The sequence below is a fragment of the Planctomonas deserti genome (assembly GCF_003067705.1).
Lineage (GTDB): Bacteria > Actinomycetota > Actinomycetes > Actinomycetales > Microbacteriaceae > Planctomonas > Planctomonas deserti.
Genome location: NZ_QANL01000005.1, coordinates 139,244 through 157,899, shown reverse-complemented (window position 1 = coordinate 157,899; position 18,656 = coordinate 139,244). Strand labels below are relative to the sequence as shown.

Annotated in this window: 18 protein-coding genes; 10 read left to right on the top strand and 8 right to left on the bottom strand. The window is 70.9% G+C overall.

All coding sequences use genetic code 11. The features are described 5' to 3' along the window. Positions 1–49: 49 nt before the first annotated feature. Positions 50–775 carry a DUF4386 domain-containing protein gene (locus DAI20_RS16540; protein WP_108252817.1) on the bottom strand — a complete coding sequence of 242 codons (726 nt, stop codon included), beginning with the start codon at positions 773–775 and terminating at the stop codon, positions 50–52. 155 nt (positions 776–930) lie between these two features. Between DAI20_RS16540 and DAI20_RS16535 the strand changes: the two genes are divergently transcribed. Further along, positions 931–1,611: a TetR/AcrR family transcriptional regulator C-terminal domain-containing protein gene (locus DAI20_RS16535; protein WP_108252816.1), complete on the top strand. Its 681-nt coding sequence runs from the start codon at positions 931–933 to the stop codon at positions 1,609–1,611. A gap of 125 nt (positions 1,612–1,736) precedes the next feature. Here the strand turns inward: DAI20_RS16535 and DAI20_RS16530 are convergent, their stop codons facing one another. The 4 genes from DAI20_RS16530 to DAI20_RS16515 all read right to left on the bottom strand — a co-directional run bounded on the left by DAI20_RS16530 (position 1,737) and on the right by DAI20_RS16515 (position 5,062). After that, a complete protein-coding gene (locus DAI20_RS16530) occupies positions 1,737–2,660 on the bottom strand; it encodes a 5'-3' exonuclease (protein ID WP_108252815.1) in 924 nt (307 codons plus the stop codon). A 78-nt stretch (positions 2,661–2,738) separates the two neighbouring features. Continuing rightward, on the bottom strand, positions 2,739–2,990 hold the full coding sequence (locus DAI20_RS16525; protein WP_240606131.1) for a PLDc N-terminal domain-containing protein: 252 nt from the start codon (positions 2,988–2,990) through the stop codon (positions 2,739–2,741). A gap of 23 nt (positions 2,991–3,013) precedes the next feature. Then, on the bottom strand, positions 3,014–3,787 hold the full coding sequence (gene nagB / locus DAI20_RS16520; RefSeq protein WP_108252814.1) for a glucosamine-6-phosphate deaminase: 774 nt from the start codon (positions 3,785–3,787) through the stop codon (positions 3,014–3,016). A gap of 60 nt (positions 3,788–3,847) precedes the next feature. After that, a complete protein-coding gene (locus tag DAI20_RS16515; protein WP_159085114.1) occupies positions 3,848–5,062 on the bottom strand; it encodes an ROK family protein in 1,215 nt (404 codons plus the stop codon). 187 nt (positions 5,063–5,249) lie between these two features. On the opposite strand from DAI20_RS16515, the gene DAI20_RS16510 reads away from it, so the two are divergent. From DAI20_RS16510 to DAI20_RS16495, 4 genes are read left to right on the top strand one after another with little or no spacing between them, the layout of a single operon-like run. After that, positions 5,250–6,605 carry an extracellular solute-binding protein gene (locus DAI20_RS16510; RefSeq protein WP_108252812.1) on the top strand — a complete coding sequence of 452 codons (1,356 nt, stop codon included), beginning with the start codon at positions 5,250–5,252 and terminating at the stop codon, positions 6,603–6,605. A gap of 7 nt (positions 6,606–6,612) precedes the next feature. Beyond that, entirely contained in the window at positions 6,613–7,554 is a 942-nt protein-coding gene (locus DAI20_RS16505) for a carbohydrate ABC transporter permease (RefSeq protein ID WP_240606130.1), read from the top strand. Next, complete coding sequence (locus DAI20_RS16500) at positions 7,551–8,372, top strand: carbohydrate ABC transporter permease (RefSeq protein WP_108252811.1); 822 nt, start codon at positions 7,551–7,553, stop codon at positions 8,370–8,372. Before DAI20_RS16505 ends, DAI20_RS16500 begins: the two co-directional genes overlap by 4 nt. Positions 8,373–8,399: 27 nt before the next feature. Beyond that, complete coding sequence (locus tag DAI20_RS16495) at positions 8,400–9,278, top strand: acyltransferase domain-containing protein (protein WP_108252810.1); 879 nt, start codon at positions 8,400–8,402, stop codon at positions 9,276–9,278. Here DAI20_RS16495 and DAI20_RS16490 read toward each other — a convergent pair. Next, positions 9,249–9,668 (bottom strand): ArsR/SmtB family transcription factor, encoded by a 420-nt coding sequence (locus DAI20_RS16490; protein ID WP_108252809.1) that lies wholly within the window; start codon positions 9,666–9,668, stop codon positions 9,249–9,251. The genes DAI20_RS16495 and DAI20_RS16490 overlap by 30 nt on opposite strands. After that, positions 9,668–10,378 carry an SRPBCC domain-containing protein gene (locus tag DAI20_RS16485; RefSeq protein WP_108252808.1) on the bottom strand — a complete coding sequence of 237 codons (711 nt, stop codon included), beginning with the start codon at positions 10,376–10,378 and terminating at the stop codon, positions 9,668–9,670. The genes DAI20_RS16490 and DAI20_RS16485 overlap by 1 nt, the downstream gene beginning before the upstream one ends. A gap of 167 nt (positions 10,379–10,545) precedes the next feature. On the opposite strand from DAI20_RS16485, the gene DAI20_RS16480 reads away from it, so the two are divergent. The 3 genes from DAI20_RS16480 to DAI20_RS16470 all read left to right on the top strand — a co-directional run bounded on the left by DAI20_RS16480 (position 10,546) and on the right by DAI20_RS16470 (position 15,397). Beyond that, positions 10,546–11,958 carry a dihydrolipoyl dehydrogenase family protein gene (locus tag DAI20_RS16480; RefSeq protein ID WP_108252807.1) on the top strand — a complete coding sequence of 471 codons (1,413 nt, stop codon included), beginning with the start codon at positions 10,546–10,548 and terminating at the stop codon, positions 11,956–11,958. An 88-nt stretch (positions 11,959–12,046) separates the two neighbouring features. Further along, positions 12,047–13,558 (top strand): insulinase family protein, encoded by a 1,512-nt coding sequence (locus DAI20_RS16475; protein ID WP_159085113.1) that lies wholly within the window; start codon positions 12,047–12,049, stop codon positions 13,556–13,558. 66 nt (positions 13,559–13,624) lie between these two features. Continuing rightward, on the top strand, positions 13,625–15,397 hold the full coding sequence (locus DAI20_RS16470) for a DEAD/DEAH box helicase (RefSeq protein WP_108252805.1): 1,773 nt from the start codon (positions 13,625–13,627) through the stop codon (positions 15,395–15,397). A gap of 194 nt (positions 15,398–15,591) precedes the next feature. On the opposite strand, the gene DAI20_RS16465 is transcribed toward DAI20_RS16470, so the two are convergent. Beyond that, entirely contained in the window at positions 15,592–15,900 is a 309-nt protein-coding gene (locus tag DAI20_RS16465) for a DUF1905 domain-containing protein (protein WP_108252804.1), read from the bottom strand. Between the two features lie 407 nt (positions 15,901–16,307). Between DAI20_RS16465 and DAI20_RS16455 the strand changes: the two genes are divergently transcribed. Both DAI20_RS16455 and DAI20_RS16450 read left to right on the top strand, forming a co-directional pair. Then, the gene (locus DAI20_RS16455) at positions 16,308–17,570 is read left to right on the top strand and encodes an MFS transporter (protein ID WP_108252865.1); all 1,263 of its coding nucleotides are present in this window, start codon (positions 16,308–16,310) and stop codon (positions 17,568–17,570) included. 154 nt (positions 17,571–17,724) lie between these two features. Continuing rightward, a complete protein-coding gene (locus DAI20_RS16450; RefSeq protein ID WP_205781483.1) occupies positions 17,725–18,558 on the top strand; it encodes a DUF427 domain-containing protein in 834 nt (277 codons plus the stop codon). Positions 18,559–18,656: the final 98 nt, after the last annotated feature.

Sequence of the window (18,656 nt, the reverse complement as noted above, 5' to 3'; positions counted from 1 at the left end):
CCCACGGTCGCTGAGTCTGTCGAAGCGACGCGCGTCGTCGTGCGTCGGGCTAGACGCCCGCGGGAACCCGCGGCGGCACGGCGTCAACGGGCTCGCCGGCCAGGCGGGCAAGGGCCGCCGACCGGAAGCCTTTTGCGATCAGGTACACCGCGAGGCAGATCTCCCAGGCGAAGATCGGGATCACGCAGAGGCCCGTCCAGGGCGACACCTGGTCGAAGACCCCGAACATCACGCCCGTGTTCGCGGCGAAGATGAGCGGTCCGCCCACCAGTCCCAGCACCGCGATGAAGCGGGGCACGAGCCCGGATCGGTACATGAGGTAGGCCGCGAGCACGGTGTTCGTGCCGCAGATCAGGCCGGGCCCGACCAGGAAGGTCCAGTTGTGCGCGGCAACGAGCGCGCCGGTCGCCGCGACGAGCGACGCGTCACCGGATGCCGCAGCCGTCTCCTGCAGTGACAGGACTCCGAGGATGGTGACGACGCCCACCAGGATGACGCCCGCCTCGAGAGTGCGCAGGGCGACGTAGCCGAGCGCGATGCCCTCGCTCTGCCTGCGGAGCACGGGGTACAGGGCGACGCTCGTGCCGACGACGGCGAGCGCGAGCACAACGTCGAGCAGTCCGCCGAGGAGGATGCCGCCGCCGCCCGCGTCGCCGAGGACGTACTCCGGATCCCCGAACACCGGGGCGTACAGGGCGACGGCCGCGATCGCCGTGACGTGGGTGAGGAGGAACAGCACGCCGATGACGATGGCGGTTCTTCGTGATTCCCGCATGTTCGGGTCCTTTCGGGAGGGATTGTAGGTGTACGACGTACACCTCGTAATCCACAAAGTAGGCGTACGCTGTACACGTGTCAAGGGTCAACGGGACGGGGTCGTCCGAGGAGTCCGGCGGTGCGCGGCGCCCTCGGCTGAGCCGCGAGCGCGTGATGCGCGCTGCCGTTGCGCTGGCGGACCGGGTCGGCATCGAGGCGCTGAGCATGCGCAAGCTCGCCGACGAGCTCGGCGTCGTGCCCATGGCCCTGTACAAGCACGTGGCCAACCGGGAGGAGCTGCTCGACGGCATGGTCGAGGCCATCGTGGGCGAGATCGACCCGCCGACGGCGGGGGCCGACTGGAAGAGCGCGGTGCGCGGGCGCGTGCTGTCGGCCCGTCGCGCGCTCCAGCGGCACCCCTGGGCCCGCCAGGCAATGGAGACGCGCACGACCAAGACGCCCGCGGTGCTCGACTACATGGACTCGTTCATCGGGATGTTCCGGGCCGGCGGGTTCTCGATCGACCTCACCCACCACGTGATGCACGCCATCGGCGGGCGGATGTGGGGCTTCACCCAGGAACTGTTCGACGATGCACCGAGGCCGGGCACAGCCCCGCGTGCCCCGATGCCCCCCGAGGCACAGGCGGCGATGATGCAGCAGATGGCCGCCCGGTATCCCAACATCCTCGCCGTCGCCATGGCGAGCGCGCACGAGGACTCTGCCGTCGGCCAGGGCTGCGACGACCAGTTCGAGTTCGAGTTCGCCCTCGACACGCTCCTCGACGGCTTCGAGCGCCTGCACCAGCAGGGGTGGACATCGGCGCGGGCGCGAGGGCAGGCGACCGGGAGCTAGCCCTTCGTCAGGCTCAGGAACCACCCTTCGTCGAGCTCAAGAACCTCCCGTATAGCGGGATCGCCCCTTCGACAGACCAGGAACCGTGCCGGGCAGGGACGCAGCCACCTCAGGGACCGCGCCGGTCAGACCCTGGTGGCGCGGAGGTCGAGCGCCTCGACCGCGCGGGTGACGGAGCGGCCGAGCCCCCAGCGGGTCTGCAGCTCAGCGATCGCCTCCCGCCCGGCCTCCGGGATGCCGATGCGCGCATTCACGTCGGGCAGGTCGAGGTCCCGCGCGACGTTCACGACGGCGGGCGCGCGGGTGAGGTAGTCGGCGGCGGCCCGGAGCTTCGTCTTGACGCCGACCGACAGGGGTGACCGCGACCCCTCGGCCGCGGCGGCGAGGATCCCGTCGAGGTCGCCGAACTGGCCGAGGAGGGTCGCCGCCGTCTTCTCCCCCACGCCGGCGACGCCGGGGAGGCCGTCCGAGGCGTCGCCCCGCATCACCGCGAAGTCGGCGTACTGGCGGGCCGAGATGCCGTACTTCGCGCGGAGCACCTCCTCGGTCACGATCTCGAGCTTGCTCATGCCGCGCGCGGTGTAGATGACGCGCACGGCGCGCTCGTCGTCGACCACCTGGAAGAGGTCGCGGTCCCCGGTCACGACGTCGACGGGCACCATCGCCGTTGCCGCGAGCGTGCCGATGATGTCGTCCGCCTCGTACTCCGCCTTCCCCACGATGGGGATGCCGAGCGCGGTGAGCGCGTCGACGATGATGGGCACCTGCGGGGTGAGCGTGTCCGGCACGACCTCGGTGTCCGGGCCCACCGGGACCGCCTCGGCCACCCGGTGCGCCTTGTACGTCGGCAGCAGGTCGACCCGCCACTGCGGGCGCCAGTCCTCGTCCCAGCAGGCGATCAGCTCGGTGGGGGTGAACTCCGTGACCAGTCGCCCGATCATGTCGAGCAGCCCGCGGATCGCATTGACGGGCACGCCGTCCGGCGATTTCACCGTGTCCGGCATGCCGTAATAGGCGCGGAAGTACAGGGCGGCCGTGTCCAGCAGCATCAACCGGCGGTCAGTCACCCGTTCAGTGTGGCCTACGGGCGGCGCGCGCCGCGAGGATGCGCCAAGACGCCGACCTAATCAGGCGCGACGGCCCTTGGCGAAGTAGACGATGGGGCCGACCCAGTTGATGGCGATGATCGCCGCCCAGGTGCGCTTGCTCCCGTTCACCTCGGCTGCGGAGCGCTTCGCCAGGTCGCGCCACGCCGCCACGGCGAGCCCGACCTGCACCACCCCGAGGATGGCGACCGCGATCCGCCGACCCGGGCTGAGCTCGCTCCATCGGACGTCCTTGCGCATCGCCGCCTCCTCGCCGCTCGTCGTGCGGCTCATGTTCGCCCGGTCGGCGGGGACTGTCAAGGCCGCTGCCAGGCCGGCCGGTTCTCGAAGACGAAGCGGTAGTAGTCGGTGAGGGTGAGCCGGGAGGCGGCCTCCTCGTCGAGGAGGATCGTGGCGTCGGGGTGCAGCTGCAGCACCGAACCCGGGCACATGCTGCTCAGCGGGCCCTCGACAGCCTGGGCCACGGCCCGCGCCTTGCCCTCGCCCTGCGCCACGAGGAGCACGCGGCGGGCGTCCATGATGGTGCCGAGCCCCTGGGTGACGCAGTGCAGCGGCACGTCGTCGAGCGAGGGGAAGAAGCGGGCGTTGTCGCGCCGCGTCTCCGGGGTCAGGGTCTTGATGCGCGTGCGTGAGCTCAGCGAGGAGGACGGCTCGTTGAAGCCGATGTGTCCCGTGCTGCCGATGCCGAGGATCTGCAGATCCACGCCTCCCGCCTCCGCGATCGCCCGCTCGTAGTCGACGCACGCCCTCTCCGGGTCCTCAGCGGCCCCGTTCGGCACGTGCACGCGAGCCGGGTCCAGGCGGAGCGGCCGGGTCACCTCGCGGTCGATGACCGAGTGGTAGCTCTCGGGGTGCTCGGGGGCGAGCCCGACGTATTCGTCGAGGGCGAACGCCGTCAGCTCGGCCACCTGCGGCACCCACCGGCTCTCGAGGGCACGGTAGACGGGCAACGGCGAGGAACCCGTGGCGACACCGAGTACCGAGATGGATCCGTCCGTCACCCCCGAGAGGATGATGTCCGCGGCATACTGCCCGATCTCGTCCGCGTTCTTGAGGATGATTACCTGCATCGCGTTCCTTCCCGGTGTCCGGTCGTTGCTGCGTCGATTCTGGGCCCCGGCTCGCCGGGGTCAGCGGTCCCCGGCGGGGACCATGTCGAGCTCCCGCGCGAGGCGGTCGATGCGGTGCGGGGCGAGCACCTCTTCGAGGATGAGCTGGCAGGCGCCGCGCACGCCGGCGTCGCTCGGCCTGCGGGCAGCACGCACCTCGAGATCCTCCGTGACGAGCGGCAGGCAGCGCTGGAACAGCTCCGCCCGGATCGCGGCGACCAGCGGCGACGACGCCGACATGGTGCCGCCGAGCACGACATCCCGGGGGTTGAAGAAGTTGACGATGGTTGCGAGCACCCCGCCGATGCGGGTGCCCGCCTTCCTCAGCTCCTCCACCACCTCCGGGTTCCCGGCGCGGCCGAGCTCCACGACGTCGGCCGCGGTGCGCACGTCGAAGCCGCGCGCGGCGAGGCGGGCGGCGATCGCTCCCCCGCTCGCCACGGACTCGAGGCAGTGCGGCGTGCCGCAGACGCAGGCGATCGTCGAGTCGCCGTCCACCGACGTGTGGCTGATCTCGCCCGCCGCGCCGCCGACGCCGCGGTGCAGCCGGCCGGCCGAGAGGATGCCGCAGCCGATGCGGGTGCCGAGCTTGACGGCGAGGAGCTGATCGAGCTCGGGACTGGTCTCCGAGCGCTCGGCAAGCGCGAGCAGGTTCGCGTCGTTCTCGATCAGCACGGGGATGTCGGTGTAGCGCGCGAAGAGGCCGGGCAGGTCGGCGTTGTGCCAGCTCGGCATGAAGGACGGGAGCACGACGCGCCCGGTCGGATACTCGATCGGGGCGGGGAGGCCGACCGCGAGCCCGAGCAGCAGCACGGGGTCGAGGTCGTTCCGCACCATCAGGTCGGTGAGGGCGCCCCACAGGTGCTCCGTCGCCGCATCCGGGCCCCGCTCGATGGCGACCGGGATGCTCTCGACGACCTGCAGCGCGCCGGTGAGGTCCGCGAGCGCCAGCTGCACGTGGTTCGCCCCGACGTCCATCCCGGCCACGAAACCCGCCGATCGCGCGACCTCGAGCAGGCGCGCCCGCCGGCCGCCCCGCGAGCGCTCGTCGCCGCCCTCGCTGACGAGGCCCAGCCGCACCAGGGCGTCGACGCGCAGGGAGATCGTGGACGGGGCAAGACCGGACACCCGTGCGAGACTCGAACGCGACGTGGCGACGCCGCCGCGGATCAGGCGGAACACATCGCCCACGGATCCGGGGGCGAAGTCGCCGTCGTTCCTGGCTGGTCGGGTCATGAGCGTCACTCTAACTGCAGCGATCGAACAAAGTTATTCGGAATGAAAAAAACTTCAGGCTGGAATCAAACGGTAATCACGGCGTAACATCCGAAATCTAGCGTGTCGGTCAGTGGAGTCCATGGTGCTGGTGGACCTCACGTGTCCCAGAGCAGCCATCGAGTCGCACCACTGAAGGAGTCGAACAATGAGCACGAAGAACCGGATCCGATCCGGCACCCTCGCGGCAACCGCCCTGATGGCGCTCACCCTGACCGCCTGCGCGCCGGGCGGGTCCGCCCCCGCCGAGTCGTCCTCGGAGCCGGTGTCCGACGACATCTCCGGCGCCGGCGAGGTGACCCTGAGCGTCTGGGACCAGAACACCGACGAGGGCATCAACGAGGCGCAGGAGTCGCTGAACGCCGCCTTCACGGAGAAGTACCCCAACGTCACGATCGAGCGCGAGGTCCAGTCCTTCGCGGACCTGAAGACGACCCTGCGCCTCGCCCTGTCGGGCGACAACCCACCGGACGTCATCCAGGCCAACCAGGGCTACCCGGACATGGGCGCCTTCGTCGAGGGCGGGCTCATCCGTTCGCTCAACGACTACGACGAGCTCTACGAGTGGAGCTCCTACTACCCGGAGTCGCTGCTCAAGATCAACTCCTTCAGCTCCGACGGCTCCGAATGGCAGGGCGACAATCTCTACGGCATCTCGCAGGCCGGCGAGGTCGTGGGCGTCTACTACAACCGCGACATCCTCGAGCAGCTCGGGATCGAGCCCCCGACGTCGCTCGACGAGCTGGAGGCCGCGATGGCGGCGGCCCAGGCGGCGGGCATCCAGCCCATGGCCTACGGCGACGTCGACAAGAGCCCCGGCATCCACCTGTACGGCGTCGTGCAGGCGGCGCTCGCCGGCGCGGACGTCGTCAACGAGCTCGCGACCGGACAGGGCGGCGCCTGGACCGACGAGACCAGTGTGCAGGCGGCGGAGGTCGTGCAGTCCTGGGCCGAGAAGAAGTACCTGACGGAGGGCGCGAACGGCATCTCCCGCGACGAGGCCATCGCCGACTTCGAGGCGGGCAGCGCGGCGTTCACCATCAGCGGTTCCTGGCTGCAGGCGCAGTTCACCGAGTCGATGGGCGACAGCGCCGGCTTCACGACGCTGATCCCCGAGGGCGAGGAGACGCCGGCCACGACGGGCGGCGAGAGCCTGGCCTGGGCCATCACCACCGGCTCCGAGAACCCGGACGTCGCCGCGGCGTACATCGACTTCATCAACGTCGACAACGCGGCGCAGGTCTTCCTCGAGCAGAACAGCCTCCCGGCCGTGCTGCCCGACGACTACAAGCCGGAGGAGGGCACCCTGACCGCGGACGTGGTCAACGCCTACCAGACGGTGAGCGAGTCCGGCGGCATGGTGCCGTACCTCGACTACTCGACCCCGACGTTCTACGACACCCTGTCGAGCGCCGTGCAGCAGCTCACAGACGGGCAGGTCACGCCGGAGCAGTTCGCCGAGATCCTGCAGGACGACTACTCCGCCTTCCTCGAGAGCAAGTAGAAGAGGCGTGAGCGCGGCTCCCCTGCTGACCACCGCGGCGGGTGCCCGGAAGGCGGGTGCGACCTCGGGTCGCACCCGCCGCCGGGCGGGCGGCTGGAAGGCGTACCTCTACATCCTTCCCGCGGTCCTCTTCTCGGTGACGTTCCTCATCGTGCCCACGCTGCAGACCGGCTGGTACTCGCTCTTCGAGTGGAACGGGCTCAGCGCGGCGACGTGGGTCGGCTTCGAGAACTACCTGGACGTCTTCCGCGACGAGGATCTGCGCGACTCATTCGGTCACGTGGGCACGCTCATCGTCTTCTACTCCTTCGTCCCCATCACGGTGGCCCTGCTGCTGACCATGGTCATCTCGCGGGCCAACGCGCTTCGCGGGATGTCGTTCTTCCGCACGGTCCTGTTCCTCCCCCAGGTCATCGCCTCGGTCGTCGTCGCCACGACCTGGCTGTCGATCTACTCCCCCAACGGTCTCCTGAACACGATCCTCCGCGCCGTGGGCCTGGACTCGCTCGCGCGCGTCTGGCTCGGCGACACCAGCTCCGCACTCATCGCGGTCGGCCTCATCGGCACCTGGCTGAACGTCGGCCTCTGCCTCGTCCTGTTCCTGAGCGGCGTCGGCAACGTGCAGCCCGAGCTGTTCGAGGCCGCGCGGCTCGACGGGGCGAACGGGCTGCAGGAGTTCTTCGGCATCACCCTGCCCGCCCTGCGCGGTCAGATCGTGGTTGCGCTCACGCTGAGCGTCGTGTCCGCGCTGAAGACCTTCGACCTCGTCTACGTCACAACGCGCGGCGGGCCGGGCAACGCCACGAGCGTGCCCGCCTACGAGGCCTACAGCCGTGCATTCGTCTCCGGGCAGGTCGGCTCCGCCGCGAGCGTCGCCGTCGTGCTCACCATCGTGATCCTGCTCGTCACGGCACTCATCTCCCGCATGCAGCCGAAGGAAGCAGAATGAGAATCTCCCTTCGCGAGAAGACGCTCAGCTACATCGTCCTCACCGCGTTCGCCGCGATCGCCCTCGTGCCGCTCCTCGGCGTGATCCTGCAGGCCGTCACCCCCTCCGGAAGCGGGTCCGGCTTCGTCATCCCGGACAGCGTCGCCCTGCAGAACTTCGCGGAGGCGTGGGAGCGCGGGCACTTCTCCCGCTACATGCTGTCGAGCATCCTGGTGACCGTCGCGGTCGTGGTGCTGTCGACCGTCCTCAGCGTGCTCGCCGGGTTCGCCTTCGCGCGGCTCAAATTCTTCGGCTCGAAGGTCATCTTCTTCGTGCTCCTGGCGGGGCTGCTCCTGCCGGCCGAGGCGTTCATCATCCCGCTCTACTTCAATCTGCGGTCGGCGCACGTCACCGACAGCTACTGGGCGCTGATCCTGCCGCAGACCGCCCAGTCGCTCGCGTTCGGCATCTTCTGGATGCGCAACCAGTTCCTCTCGTTCCCGGGCGAGGTGATCGAGGCCGCCAGGATCGACGGGGCCACCGACCTGCGGACCCTGTGGCAGGTGGTCGTGCCTCCCTCGGCGCCGTCGATCATGACGATGTGCCTGCTCGTGACGATGTGGACCTGGAACGAGTTCCTGATGCCGCTCGTCATGGTCACCCGCGACGAGCTCCGGACGGCGCCGCTCGGGCTCGCGTTCTTCCAGGGCCAGCACCTCACCGACTACTCGCTGCTCGCGGCGGCGGGCATCATCGTGGCCCTGCCCATCGTGGTGCTCTACTTCTTCCTTCAGCGTCAGTTCATCAGCGGGATGCTCAACGGCATCTCGTCGCGCTGACGCCGTGCACCCCCTCGAGAGGATCCCGTGAACACCGACGAGCTTCTGACCCTCCTCGCCATCGCCGAGGAGGACCGCGACGACTGCCTCGCCCTTCTGCGAGGCGACCGCGATCGCACCACCGTGAACGAGGTTCTCGACGCCCTCGCGCGGAGCTTCGGCACCTTCGACGAGGTGCCCCTGGACGAGCCGACGAAGGACGAGCTCACCTGGCTGCACGCCTTCCTGCTGTTCACGCCCACGCTGGTCGAGTGGCACCGCGCCCGCGGGATCCCGGAGGACGTGACCCGGGACACGCTCGCCGACGTCGGCAGGCACGTCGCGATCAGCCGCCGTGTCACCGGCGAGTTCGGCCTGCAGACGTGGCGCTGGCTTACCCACCACCTCACCGCGCGAATCTTCGCGCTCGGCCGGCTGCAGTTCGCGCTGCAGCGCACGAAGGTCGCGTACGCCGGGGCGTTCGAGGAGGGCGACTGGGTGCTCGCGCTGCACATCCCCGAGTCCGGTCCGCTGCGACCGGACCTCGTCGACGAGAGCCTCTCCCTCGCATCCGGCTTCTTCGCCGAGCACTTTCCCGACAAGCCGGTCACCGTGGCGACCTGCGACTCCTGGATGCTCGATCCCTACCTGGTCGAGCGGATGCCCGCCGAGACCAACGTCGGCTCCTTCATCCGTCGCTTCACGCCGCTCGGCGTCACGAAGGACGCGCCGGCCGAGGCGCTCTACTTCGTCTTCCGCACGCGCGACCTCAGCCGGGTGCCGGAGCTGCCCCGCGAGACGTCGCTGCAGCGCGCGGTGCTCGAGCGGGCTGACCGAGGTGAGACCTGGCAGCTCGCCTGGGGCTACCTCGACCTCCCCGCAGGGACCGCGGCGCCGTCACGCGAGGCGGTCTCCTCGCTCGCCTGAGCGCATCCCCCGGTCGACGGCGCCGGCCTCGGCAGCATTTGTGCCCGGCTCGGCGCGGCGCGCCCGGCGGCCGCGCGCGAGCTCGGTCTCCAGCGCGTCCAGCGGCTGAGCGAACGGGGCGAGCGGGTCCACGAAGCGCCCGAGCCACGTCCTGGCCGCGGCCAGGCCCTCCGGGTCCACCGCGTAGAGGCGCCGCGTCCCCTCCGCGCGCACCCGCACGAGGCCCGCCTCTCGCAGCACCCGGAGGTGCTGCGAGACGGCGGGCTGCGAGATGGGCGCGCGTGACCGGACGGCGTCGAGCACCCGCCCGGCGGGCTGCTCCCCGTCGGCGAGCGCCTCGAGGATCTGCCGGCGCACCGGGTCGCCGAGGGCCTCGAAGACGCCGTCCACTAGCTCCCGGCCGCGTCGTCGTGCCGGGACTGCGGCTCGGATACGGACTCGGGCTGGGACTCTGGCTCGCTCTCGGTCTCCGGTACGGCGGTGTAGGCGGCGACGGTGCGCTCCGCCGCCTCCCGGGCCTGTAGGGGGTCGTCGCCGTCCGCGGCGGCCGCGTCCGCCCAGCCCGAGGCGGACGCCCGCGCAAACGCGATGCCCTCGGGCCAGGTGAGGAAGTTGGCCGCGAGGTCGGGGTCGACGGACTCGCCGCTGGCCAGATGCATCCCGAGGCCCAGCAGACCGAGGTCCCAGCCGATGCCCACCGCCGACGGGCCGAACTGCCCCCACAGGTCGGGATCGACGAACGCCTCGTGCACGAGCTCGAGGGTGGTGCCCTCATCAGCCGGCGTCAGCGTCACCTCGAGCCACGACACCATGTCGCCCATCTCCCACGTCGCCGCGAAGGAGCTCGGGCGGTCGCACCGCTCGACGACGCCACCGGCGTTGCCGATCAGCTGGTAGCGCCCGCCCACCCGGAGGTCGCCCTCGACGGGGAGGAACCAGCGCGGGATGCGCTCGGGGTTCGTCAGAGCGTCCCACAGGTCCTGCCGGTCGGCGGGGTACGTGCGGCGCGCGACGGCGATCTTCGTCGATCGTCCGTCCCGTGATCCGGTACGCACCTCGCGCCCGATCAGGGCGGCCTCGGTGTTCGTGGTGTCGGTCATGTGCACTCCTTTTATAAGTTGCTGCTTATATTCCGGCACGCTACCGCCGCGGGGCGGCGGGCACAAGAGGCCCGCCTCATCCCGCCGTCGGGGCGCTCCTCGGCACCTCACAAGAAGCACGGCCAAGCTGAGGGTGACGCGATCGACGCGACGACCAGGAGGACGCCATGCCCACTCGCCCGGACCACTACGACGTCGCCGTGATCGGCGCCGGCCCCGCGGGCACCGCGGCGGCCCTCCGCGCGGCGGAACTCGGCGCATCCGTCGTGGTGCTCGAGGCCGGCCGCGTTGGGGGCACCTGCGTGAACACCGGGTGCGTGCCCACACGCGTGCTCGCGAAGACGGCTCGGCTCATCCGGGAGACCCGCGCGGCGGACGACTACGGCGTCACCGTCGGCGCGCCGGAGATCGATTGGTCCGCCATGGTGCGCCGCGTAGGCGAGCGGGTGGACGCCGTGCGGTCGATCAAGCGGGAGGCCGAGCGCTTCGAGGCGGCGGGCGTCGCCCTTGTGCAGGAGGGTCGGGCCCGCTTCGAGGACGACCGCACGCTCGTGCTCGACAGCGGCCGCCGCGTCACCGCGGAGTCGATCATCGTGTGCGTCGGCGGTCACTCCCGTCGCCTGCCGATTCCGGGCGCCGAGCTCGCGACGGTGCCGGAGGACGTGCTGTCCCTTCCCGAGCTGCCCCGCCGGGTCGCGGTGATCGGCGCCGGGAACACGGGAGCGCAGCTCGTGACCGTGTTCAGCTCGTTCGGCTCCGAGGTGACGCTGCTCGACGTGGCGCCCCGCGTGCTCATGGCCTCCGACGCCTCGATCTCGGAGCTCGTGGCGACCGCGTTCGGCGACCAGGGCATCCGCGTGCACACCGGCATCGAGACGGTCGAGGCGCTGGAGCGGAACGCGGACGGCTCGATCGCGCTGAGCTGGCGGGACGGCGGCGACCGGGAGTCCGCCGACGTGGACGCCGTCATCATGGCGACGGGGTGGCCCGCGGACGTGGAGGACCTCGGCCTGGAGCACGCGGGCGTCGAGGTGAAGCGCTCCGCCATCCCCGCCGACCAGTACTTCCGCACGGTCGTGCCGCACATCTTTGCGGTCGGCGACGCCAACGGCCGCGACATGCTGGTGCAGGCCGCCCAGTTCGAGGGCGAGGCGGCGGCCGAGAACGCCGTGCTCGGCGCGAACCGCCGCACGCCGCACCACCTCCTGCCCGCCGGCGGATTCACCGACCCGGACTACGCCGGCGTCGGCCTCACCGAGGAGCAGGCGCGCGAGCGGGACGAGCTCTGCGTCGTTGCGACGGTGCCCTACGACGGCCTCGACCGCGCCGTCATCGACGACCGGCAGCGGGGCTTCCTCAAGCTCATCGCGGACCGCCGCCGCGAGCTGATCCTGGGTGCCCATGGCGTGGGCGAGAACGCGGTGGAGGTCATCCAGTCCGTCACGACGGCGATGGCCGCCGGGGTGGATGTGGCGACGCTCGCGAACGTGCGGTTCGCCTATCCCACCTACAGCGCGGTGATCGGCCTGGCCGCACGCGCCCTGCTCGCGGAGCACTCCCGGGAGGCGGAGCTCCAGTAGCGCGAGGGGACGCCGGGACGCCGCCCGGGTGCTCCTTGCCCACAACTGGGGACGAGACGGCGCAGAGCGCCGCTGGCATGCTGACCCCGTGCAGAGCGTCGCCACTCCCGGACTCGCTACAGTCCCCGTCGTCTTCTCCCCCGGATCGGATGTCAGCGAGGTGTCCCTGGTTTTCGGCGTGGGTCACCGAGACGAGCCGCCGTACCTCGCCGGCATCACCCACCTCGCCGAACACCTCCTTATCCGGCTCGCCGGTGCCGATGCCCTCCTGAAGGACGGAACGACCGACGTCACCACCGTGACGTTCTCCGCGTGGGCGGATCAGGAGGGCGGCGTCGATTTCCTGAGCCGCCTCGCCGAGGCCATTCGACGGATCGACGAACTCGACGACCGGCAGGTCGCCCTGGAGTTGTCGATCATCGAGTCCGAGGATTCCGTCCGCTTCAACGAGAGCGTGCCGTCGGCGTCGACGCTCCGTTTCGGTCTCGGCGGTGTTGGTCTCGTCGGTGCCGGAACCCCCGCTCTCGCAAGTGTCAGCCGCGCCGAGGTGATCGCGTGGGTCCGGCGGTGGTTCACCGCGGACAACGCCGCGATCGTCCTGTCCGGTCCGTGGCCCGTCGATACGGACCCCGGACTCCTGTTGCCGGTGGGTGAGGCCCCCCGGGCACGTGCCAGTCACGCCCTGGCCACGCTGTCCTCACCGGTTGCCGCGCCCACTCCGCTCGGCGGTGTGGTTCTGTCGGTCACGGTGCCCGCGGTGATGGAGGCCGCTCTCCGGTCCGCGCTGTCGCACGAGTTCTTCGTCGCTCTGCGACACGACCGCGGTCTCTGCTACGTAGTGGAGGTCTCGGGGAACCGTCTGGACGCGGCGACCTCCGAGCTCGTGATCGAGATCGGTGCAGGACCGGCCGCGGCACGGGAAGCCGCGGTGGAGGCCGTCACACTCGCTCGGCGCATCGCCCGGGAGGGATTCTCGGAGTTGTCCCGGGCACGGGTGACGTCGGCTGCCGCGCTCACGATGGTGGACCGTGGCGCGGTGGCCGCCATGCAGGCGGCGAACACGGTGGCTGCGCTCCTTCTCGCCTACCCCGTCGAGGACGCGCAGGAAGAGCTGCGCACCTCGTCCGTCATCCCCGCGGAGGCTCTGCGCGAAGCCTGGTCGGCGTCGCTCGACTCGCTAGTGCTGCTGTTCGACGAGAACGCCGACATCGATGACGCAGCGTCGTTCTCCGCCGACCTCGGTCTGCCGATCGACGACAGGGCTCCGCTCGAAACGCTGACGCCGAGGGAGTTCGCCCGGCTCGCTCGAAGGGCGACGGTGTGGCGAGGGCGCTTCCGACCCGCGTCCATAGGTGACCGGGCAGCCGTCGTCGACGGAATGCTGCTGGTGCGATCCGGGCGCTTGGCCTGGTCGATCGACCTTTCGCGGACCGCCGTCGCCGTGGTGTCCCCCACGCTTCTCGTTCTGGCCTCCGACGACGGGCGCCGCTTCAACACCCCACCGTCGGAGTTCCGGCGCGGGCAGTCCCTGATCGATGCCATCGTCGCCGAAGTGGAGGTCATCGCCCCGGAGCGGGTCCGCAGGATCGCCGGCGCCTGACCGGATCGCGGTGCTCTCGGGAGATAAGGGCACCGGTACCGGTGTGGCGACCGGTACCTTGGGAACATGGCTTCACCTGATACTTCCGAGCACGACACCGCAGAATCCGAAGGGGCGGAGCAGACCTTCTCCGACCTCGGACTCGACGACCGGGTGCTCAAGGCCCTGAAGGACGTCGGCTACGAGACGCCGTCCGCCATCCAGAGCGCGACCATCCCCCTCCTCCTCTCCGGCCGTGACGTCGTCGGACTCGCGCAGACCGGAACGGGCAAGACCGCGGCGTTCGCGCTGCCCATCCTGTCCCGCCTCGACGTGACCCAGAAGACCCCGCAGGCCCTCGTGCTCGCCCCCACCCGCGAGCTCGCGCTGCAGGTGTGCGAGGCCTTCGAGTCGTACGCGGCGCACCTGCGCGGCGTACACGTGCTGCCCGTCTACGGCGGCCAGGCGTACGGCGTGCAACTCTCGGCCCTGCGCCGCGGCGTGCACATCGTGGTCGGCACGCCCGGCCGCATCATGGACCACCTCGAGAAGGGCACGCTCGACCTCACCCAGCTCAAGTACCTCGTGCTCGACGAGGCCGACGAGATGCTGAAGATGGGCTTCGCCGAGGACGTCGAGACGATCCTCGCCGACACCCCCAAGGAGAAGCAGGTCGCCCTGTTCTCCGCCACCATGCCCTCCTCTATCCGCCGGATCTCCGCGCAGTACCTGAACGACCCCGAAGAGATCACGGTCAAGAACAAGACCACGACGTCGGCGAACACGACCCAGCGCTACCTCATGGTGTCGTACCCGCAGAAGGTCGACGCGCTCACCCGCATCCTCGAGGTCGAGAACTTCGAGGCGATGATCGTGTTCGTCCGCACCAAGAACGAGACGGAGACGCTCGCCGAGAAGCTACGCGCACGGGGGTACTCCGCCGCGGCCATCAGCGGTGACGTCGCTCAGGCGCAGCGCGAGCGCACGGTGAACCAGCTGAAGTCGGGCAAGCTCGACATCCTGGTCGCCACCGACGTGGCCGCCCGCGGTCTCGACGTCGAGCGGATCACGCACGTGGTGAACTTCGACCTGCCCATCGACACCGAGTCCTACGTGCACCGCATCGGCCGCACCGGCCGCGCGGGCCGCTCGGGCGACGCGATCAGCTTCGTCACCCCGCGCGAGCGCCGCATGCTCACCTCGATCGAGCGCGCGACCCGTCAGCCGCTCATGCAGATGCAGCTGCCGACCGCGGAGGACGTGAACGCGACCCGCCTCACCCGCTTCGACGACGCCATCAGCGCCGCCCTCGCCCAGAGCGAGCGGATCGCCCGCTTCCGCGACATCATCGGCCACTACGTGGAGCACCACGACGTGCCCGAGGCCGACGTCGCCGCCGCGCTGGCGGTCGTGGCCCAGGGGGACGAGCCCCTGCTGCTCTCCCCCGAGGACGACCGCAGGCAGCGCTTCGATCGCGACGACCGCGGCGCGCGCGACGACGGCGACCGCGGGGATCGGGGCGACCGGCCGGAGCGCCGCGAGCGCCGCTCGAGCGGGTCCTTCGCGACCTACCGCATCGCCGTCGGCAAGCGGCACCGCGTGGAGCCCCGCCAGATCGTGGGCGCCCTCGCGAACGAGGGCGGGTTCAGCCGCGGCGACTTCGGCGCCATCGACATCCGGCCCGACTTCTCGCTCGTGGAGCTGCCCGCCAACCTGCCGGACGACGTGCTGCAGCGGCTCAGCGACACCCGGATCAGCGGCAAGCTCATCGAGCTGCGCCCCGACCGCGGTGGTCCGGGCGCGGCCCGCAGGCGCGAGGGCGGCGACGACCGCCCGCCGCGCAAGCCCCGCGCCCGCTAGGGCCGCGAGGGTCGGAGCGCCGGGGGACCGGCACCGGGGTAGCGACTCGGGTTCAGCGACCGCCCGTTCCACAATTCAGGTTCAGCTGCGACACGCCGTGTTTCGGGCATGCCGAACGCGGCGTGTCGCAGCACAGCCTGAATTCGGAACAGGGACCGATGTGCGGTGCGGGCGGTGCGCGTGCGGGACGCGCGTCAGCGCGGGACCTCGAGCCGCACCGAGACCTCGTCGCCGACCTCGAGGTCGTTGGCGGCCCGCACCGACCGCTTGACCGGGAGCACGTAGGACCCTCCGGTGTGCTGCGGGAAGATCGACGTCTGCCACCGGACCTCGCCGATCCGCGCCTCGACGCGCACGGCACCGAACCCGCGGGCCGAGCCGTCGGTCAGCGCGGCGATCTCGTCGGACGCGTCCTCCGGCAGCGTGACGAAGGTCCACAGGTCGCGCCGCGACTCCCACGGCCACAGCGGCGCGCGGAACTCGTACACGAGGGGAGCGTTCACGCGGACACCGTACCGCAGCGCGCCGGACCCCTCCTCCTCCTCCTCCGCCCCCCTGCTCTCCGCCCGGCCGCGGCCCCGGCCCCGGCCCCAGCCCCGGCCCCGGCGACGTTCACGATTCAGGCTGTGCTGCGACACGCCGCGTTTCGAGGGCTCCGGATGCGGCGTGTCGCAGCTGAGCCTGAATTCGGCACCTGGCGGACACGGCGGCGGCACGGCTAGGGTCAACGCGGACGTGGGGCGCACCCGTACCCGCGGGCGCGCCCGCACAGCACGACCGAGGCGGCGCACAGCACGACCGAGGCGGAACGGATCGGAATGAGTACGAGGCTGTACCGGGGCACCACCCCGTGAGCGTGGCGGTGCTCCCTCCCGCGGCCCGGCGCGTGCAGCGCTCGTATCTCGTCCTCATGCTCGGCAACACCCTGGCCGCGTCGTTCATCTGGGGCATCAACACCCTCTTCCTGCTCGACGCGGGCCTCAGCAACTTCGAGGCCTTCGCCGCCAACGCCTTCTACACCGTGGGGATGGTCGTCTTCGAGATCCCGACGGGCGTCATCGCCGACAGCGTGGGCCGCCGCGCCTCCTACCTCCTCGGCACGGTCACGCTCATGGCCACCACGGCCCTCTATTGGTTCCTCTGGATCTGGTCCGCCCCGTTCTGGGCGTGGGCCGCGGTGTCCGTGCTGCTCGGCCTCGGCTTCACCTTCTTCTCCGGCGCCGTCGAGGCGTGGCTCGTCGACGCGCTCCGCGCCTCGGGATACTCGGGCCAGCTGGAGCCCGTGTTCTCTCGCGGCCTCATCGTGTCCGGAACGGCCATGCTGTTCGGCTCCATCGCGGGCGGCGTCGTGGCCGAGGCGACGGATCTCGGCGTGCCCTTCCTGCTGCGCGCCGCCGTGCTCCTCGCGATGTTCCTTGTGGCGTTCCGGGTGATGCGCGACATCGGCTTCACGCCCGACCGCTCCGAGCGCCCGGCGGCCGCGGTGCGCACGCTGTTCCGCGCCTCCCTCACGCACGGCCTCGGCAACCCCCCGGTCCGGTACATGATGCTCGCGGCACCGTTCTCCGCCGGCATCGGCTTCTACGTCTTCTACGCCCTCCAGCCCTACCTGCTCGGGCTCTGGGGCGACGACGAGGCCTACTCGGTCGCCGGCCTGGCCGCGGCAATCGTCGCCGGCTCCCAGATCGTCGGCGCCCTCCTCGCCCCGCGCGTGCGCCGGCTGTTCCGCAAGCGCACGAGCACCATCCTCGTCGCCGTCGGGGCGGGAGCCGGGCTGCTGCTCTGCCTCGGCCTCACCCGCAACTTCTGGGTCGCCCTCGCACTCGTCACGGTGTGGGGCATCGCCTCGTCGCTGGGCGGGCCGGTGCGGCAGGCGTACCTCAACGACCTCATCCCCTCCCGTCAGCGCGCCACGGTGCTCTCGTTCGACTCGCTGATGGGCAACCTCGGCGGCGTCGTCGTGCAGCCCCCGCTCGGGCGGACCGCCGACGTCTCGGGGTATCCCTTTTCGCTCGTCGTCGCGGGCCTGATCAACGCCGTGGCGTTGCCGTTCCTGCTGCTCAGCCGGCGCCAGAACGCGGCCGCCGACGTCTCCCTCGCGGATGCGCCGGCCGCCGCCGACGAGATCCCCACCCCTCCGGGGCCCGCCGGCACCGCCACGACCGACCCGTGACCGCCTATCGCGGCACCGACCGCTCATCCCTGCACCGACCGCCTATCGCGGCTCGCCGCGGGCGCGCGGTACCCTGATGCGGTCACGCCGACCCCCGCCCGGCATCCCGCCCGCGTGGCCGCGCGCCGGCACAGGGAGCCTCATGGCTGTGCAGATGAGCGAGCTCCTCGCAATCCAGCGGGGCTCGCTGAGGTACGAACCGACTCGGAAGCGCGTGCGGGCACGGCTGGGGGATGCCACCGTCGTGGACTCGGATCGAGCCGTGCTGGTCTGGGAGCCGCGTCGTGTCGTCCCTGGCTACGCCGTGCCCGCCGAGCACATCACCGCGGACATCGTCGACCCGGCGCCGGGTGGCGCCGATGACGAGCATGACCACGGGACGGAGGCGCCCGACACGGCCGACTACGACCGCATCCCGTACTGGGACCCGCGCACCCCTTTCGCGGTGCGGAAGACGCCGGGCCGCACCGTGCTCCTGCGTGCTCAGGACCTGCGCCCGGTCGAGGCGTTCCTGCCCGACGACCCGGACCTCGCGGGGATGGTCATCCTCGACTTCCCGAGCTTCGACACCTGGCTCGAGGACGACGACGTGGTCGTGAGCCACCCGCACGACCCTTTCGCCCGGATCGACATCCGCCGCAGCGGCAAGCGCATCACCATCTCGCTCGACGGCGAGATCGTCGCGGACAGCACGAGCGTGCGCCTCCTGTACGAGACGGGCCTCCCCGAGCGCTACTACCTGCCGCTCGAGGACGTGCGGGTCGAGCTCCAGCCCTCGGCCACGCGGACGGTCTGCTCCTACAAGGGCACGGCGACGTACTTCTCCCCCGTCGTGCACGGCGTACCGGTTCCCGACTTCGCGTGGTCGTACCCGGAGCCGCTCGTCGACGCCCTCGGTGTGAGGGACCGCATCTGCTTCTTCCACGAGCGCATGGATCTGAGCATCGACGGGATCGAGCAGCCTCGGCCGTGGACGCCCTGGTCCTAGCCGCCCTGGTCCTCGCCGCCCTGGTCCTCGCCGCCCTAGTTCTAGCGGCCGGCGCTGGTCGGCCGGTGCTGGTCGGCCGGCGCGCGTACTCCCCCGGG

Excerpts from the sequence above, each read along its gene's own strand:
- DAI20_RS16535 (WP_108252816.1), top strand. The coding sequence starts at position 931 with ATGCGCGCTGCCGTTGCGCTGGCGGACCGGGTCGGCATCGAGGCGCTG.
- DAI20_RS16485 (WP_108252808.1), bottom strand. The coding sequence starts at position 10,378 with ATGACCGACACCACGAACACCGAGGCCGCCCTGATCGGGCGCGAGGTG.
- DAI20_RS16530 (WP_108252815.1), bottom strand. The coding sequence starts at position 2,660 with ATGCTGCTGGACACGGCCGCCCTGTACTTCCGCGCCTATTACGGCATG.
- DAI20_RS16510 (WP_108252812.1), top strand. The coding sequence starts at position 5,250 with ATGAGCACGAAGAACCGGATCCGATCCGGCACCCTCGCGGCAACCGCC.
- DAI20_RS16450 (WP_205781483.1), top strand. The coding sequence starts at position 17,725 with ATGAGCGAGCTCCTCGCAATCCAGCGGGGCTCGCTGAGGTACGAACCG.
- DAI20_RS16540 (WP_108252817.1), bottom strand. The coding sequence starts at position 775 with ATGCGGGAATCACGAAGAACCGCCATCGTCATCGGCGTGCTGTTCCTC.
- nagB (WP_108252814.1), bottom strand. The coding sequence starts at position 3,787 with ATGCAGGTAATCATCCTCAAGAACGCGGACGAGATCGGGCAGTATGCC.
- DAI20_RS16515 (WP_159085114.1), bottom strand. The coding sequence starts at position 5,062 with ATGACCCGACCAGCCAGGAACGACGGCGACTTCGCCCCCGGATCCGTG.
- DAI20_RS16470 (WP_108252805.1), top strand. The coding sequence starts at position 13,625 with ATGGCTTCACCTGATACTTCCGAGCACGACACCGCAGAATCCGAAGGG.
- DAI20_RS16500 (WP_108252811.1), top strand. The coding sequence starts at position 7,551 with ATGAGAATCTCCCTTCGCGAGAAGACGCTCAGCTACATCGTCCTCACC.
- DAI20_RS16480 (WP_108252807.1), top strand. The coding sequence starts at position 10,546 with ATGCCCACTCGCCCGGACCACTACGACGTCGCCGTGATCGGCGCCGGC.
- DAI20_RS16525 (WP_240606131.1), bottom strand. The coding sequence starts at position 2,990 with ATGAGCCGCACGACGAGCGGCGAGGAGGCGGCGATGCGCAAGGACGTC.
- DAI20_RS16455 (WP_108252865.1), top strand. The coding sequence starts at position 16,308 with ATGCTCGGCAACACCCTGGCCGCGTCGTTCATCTGGGGCATCAACACC.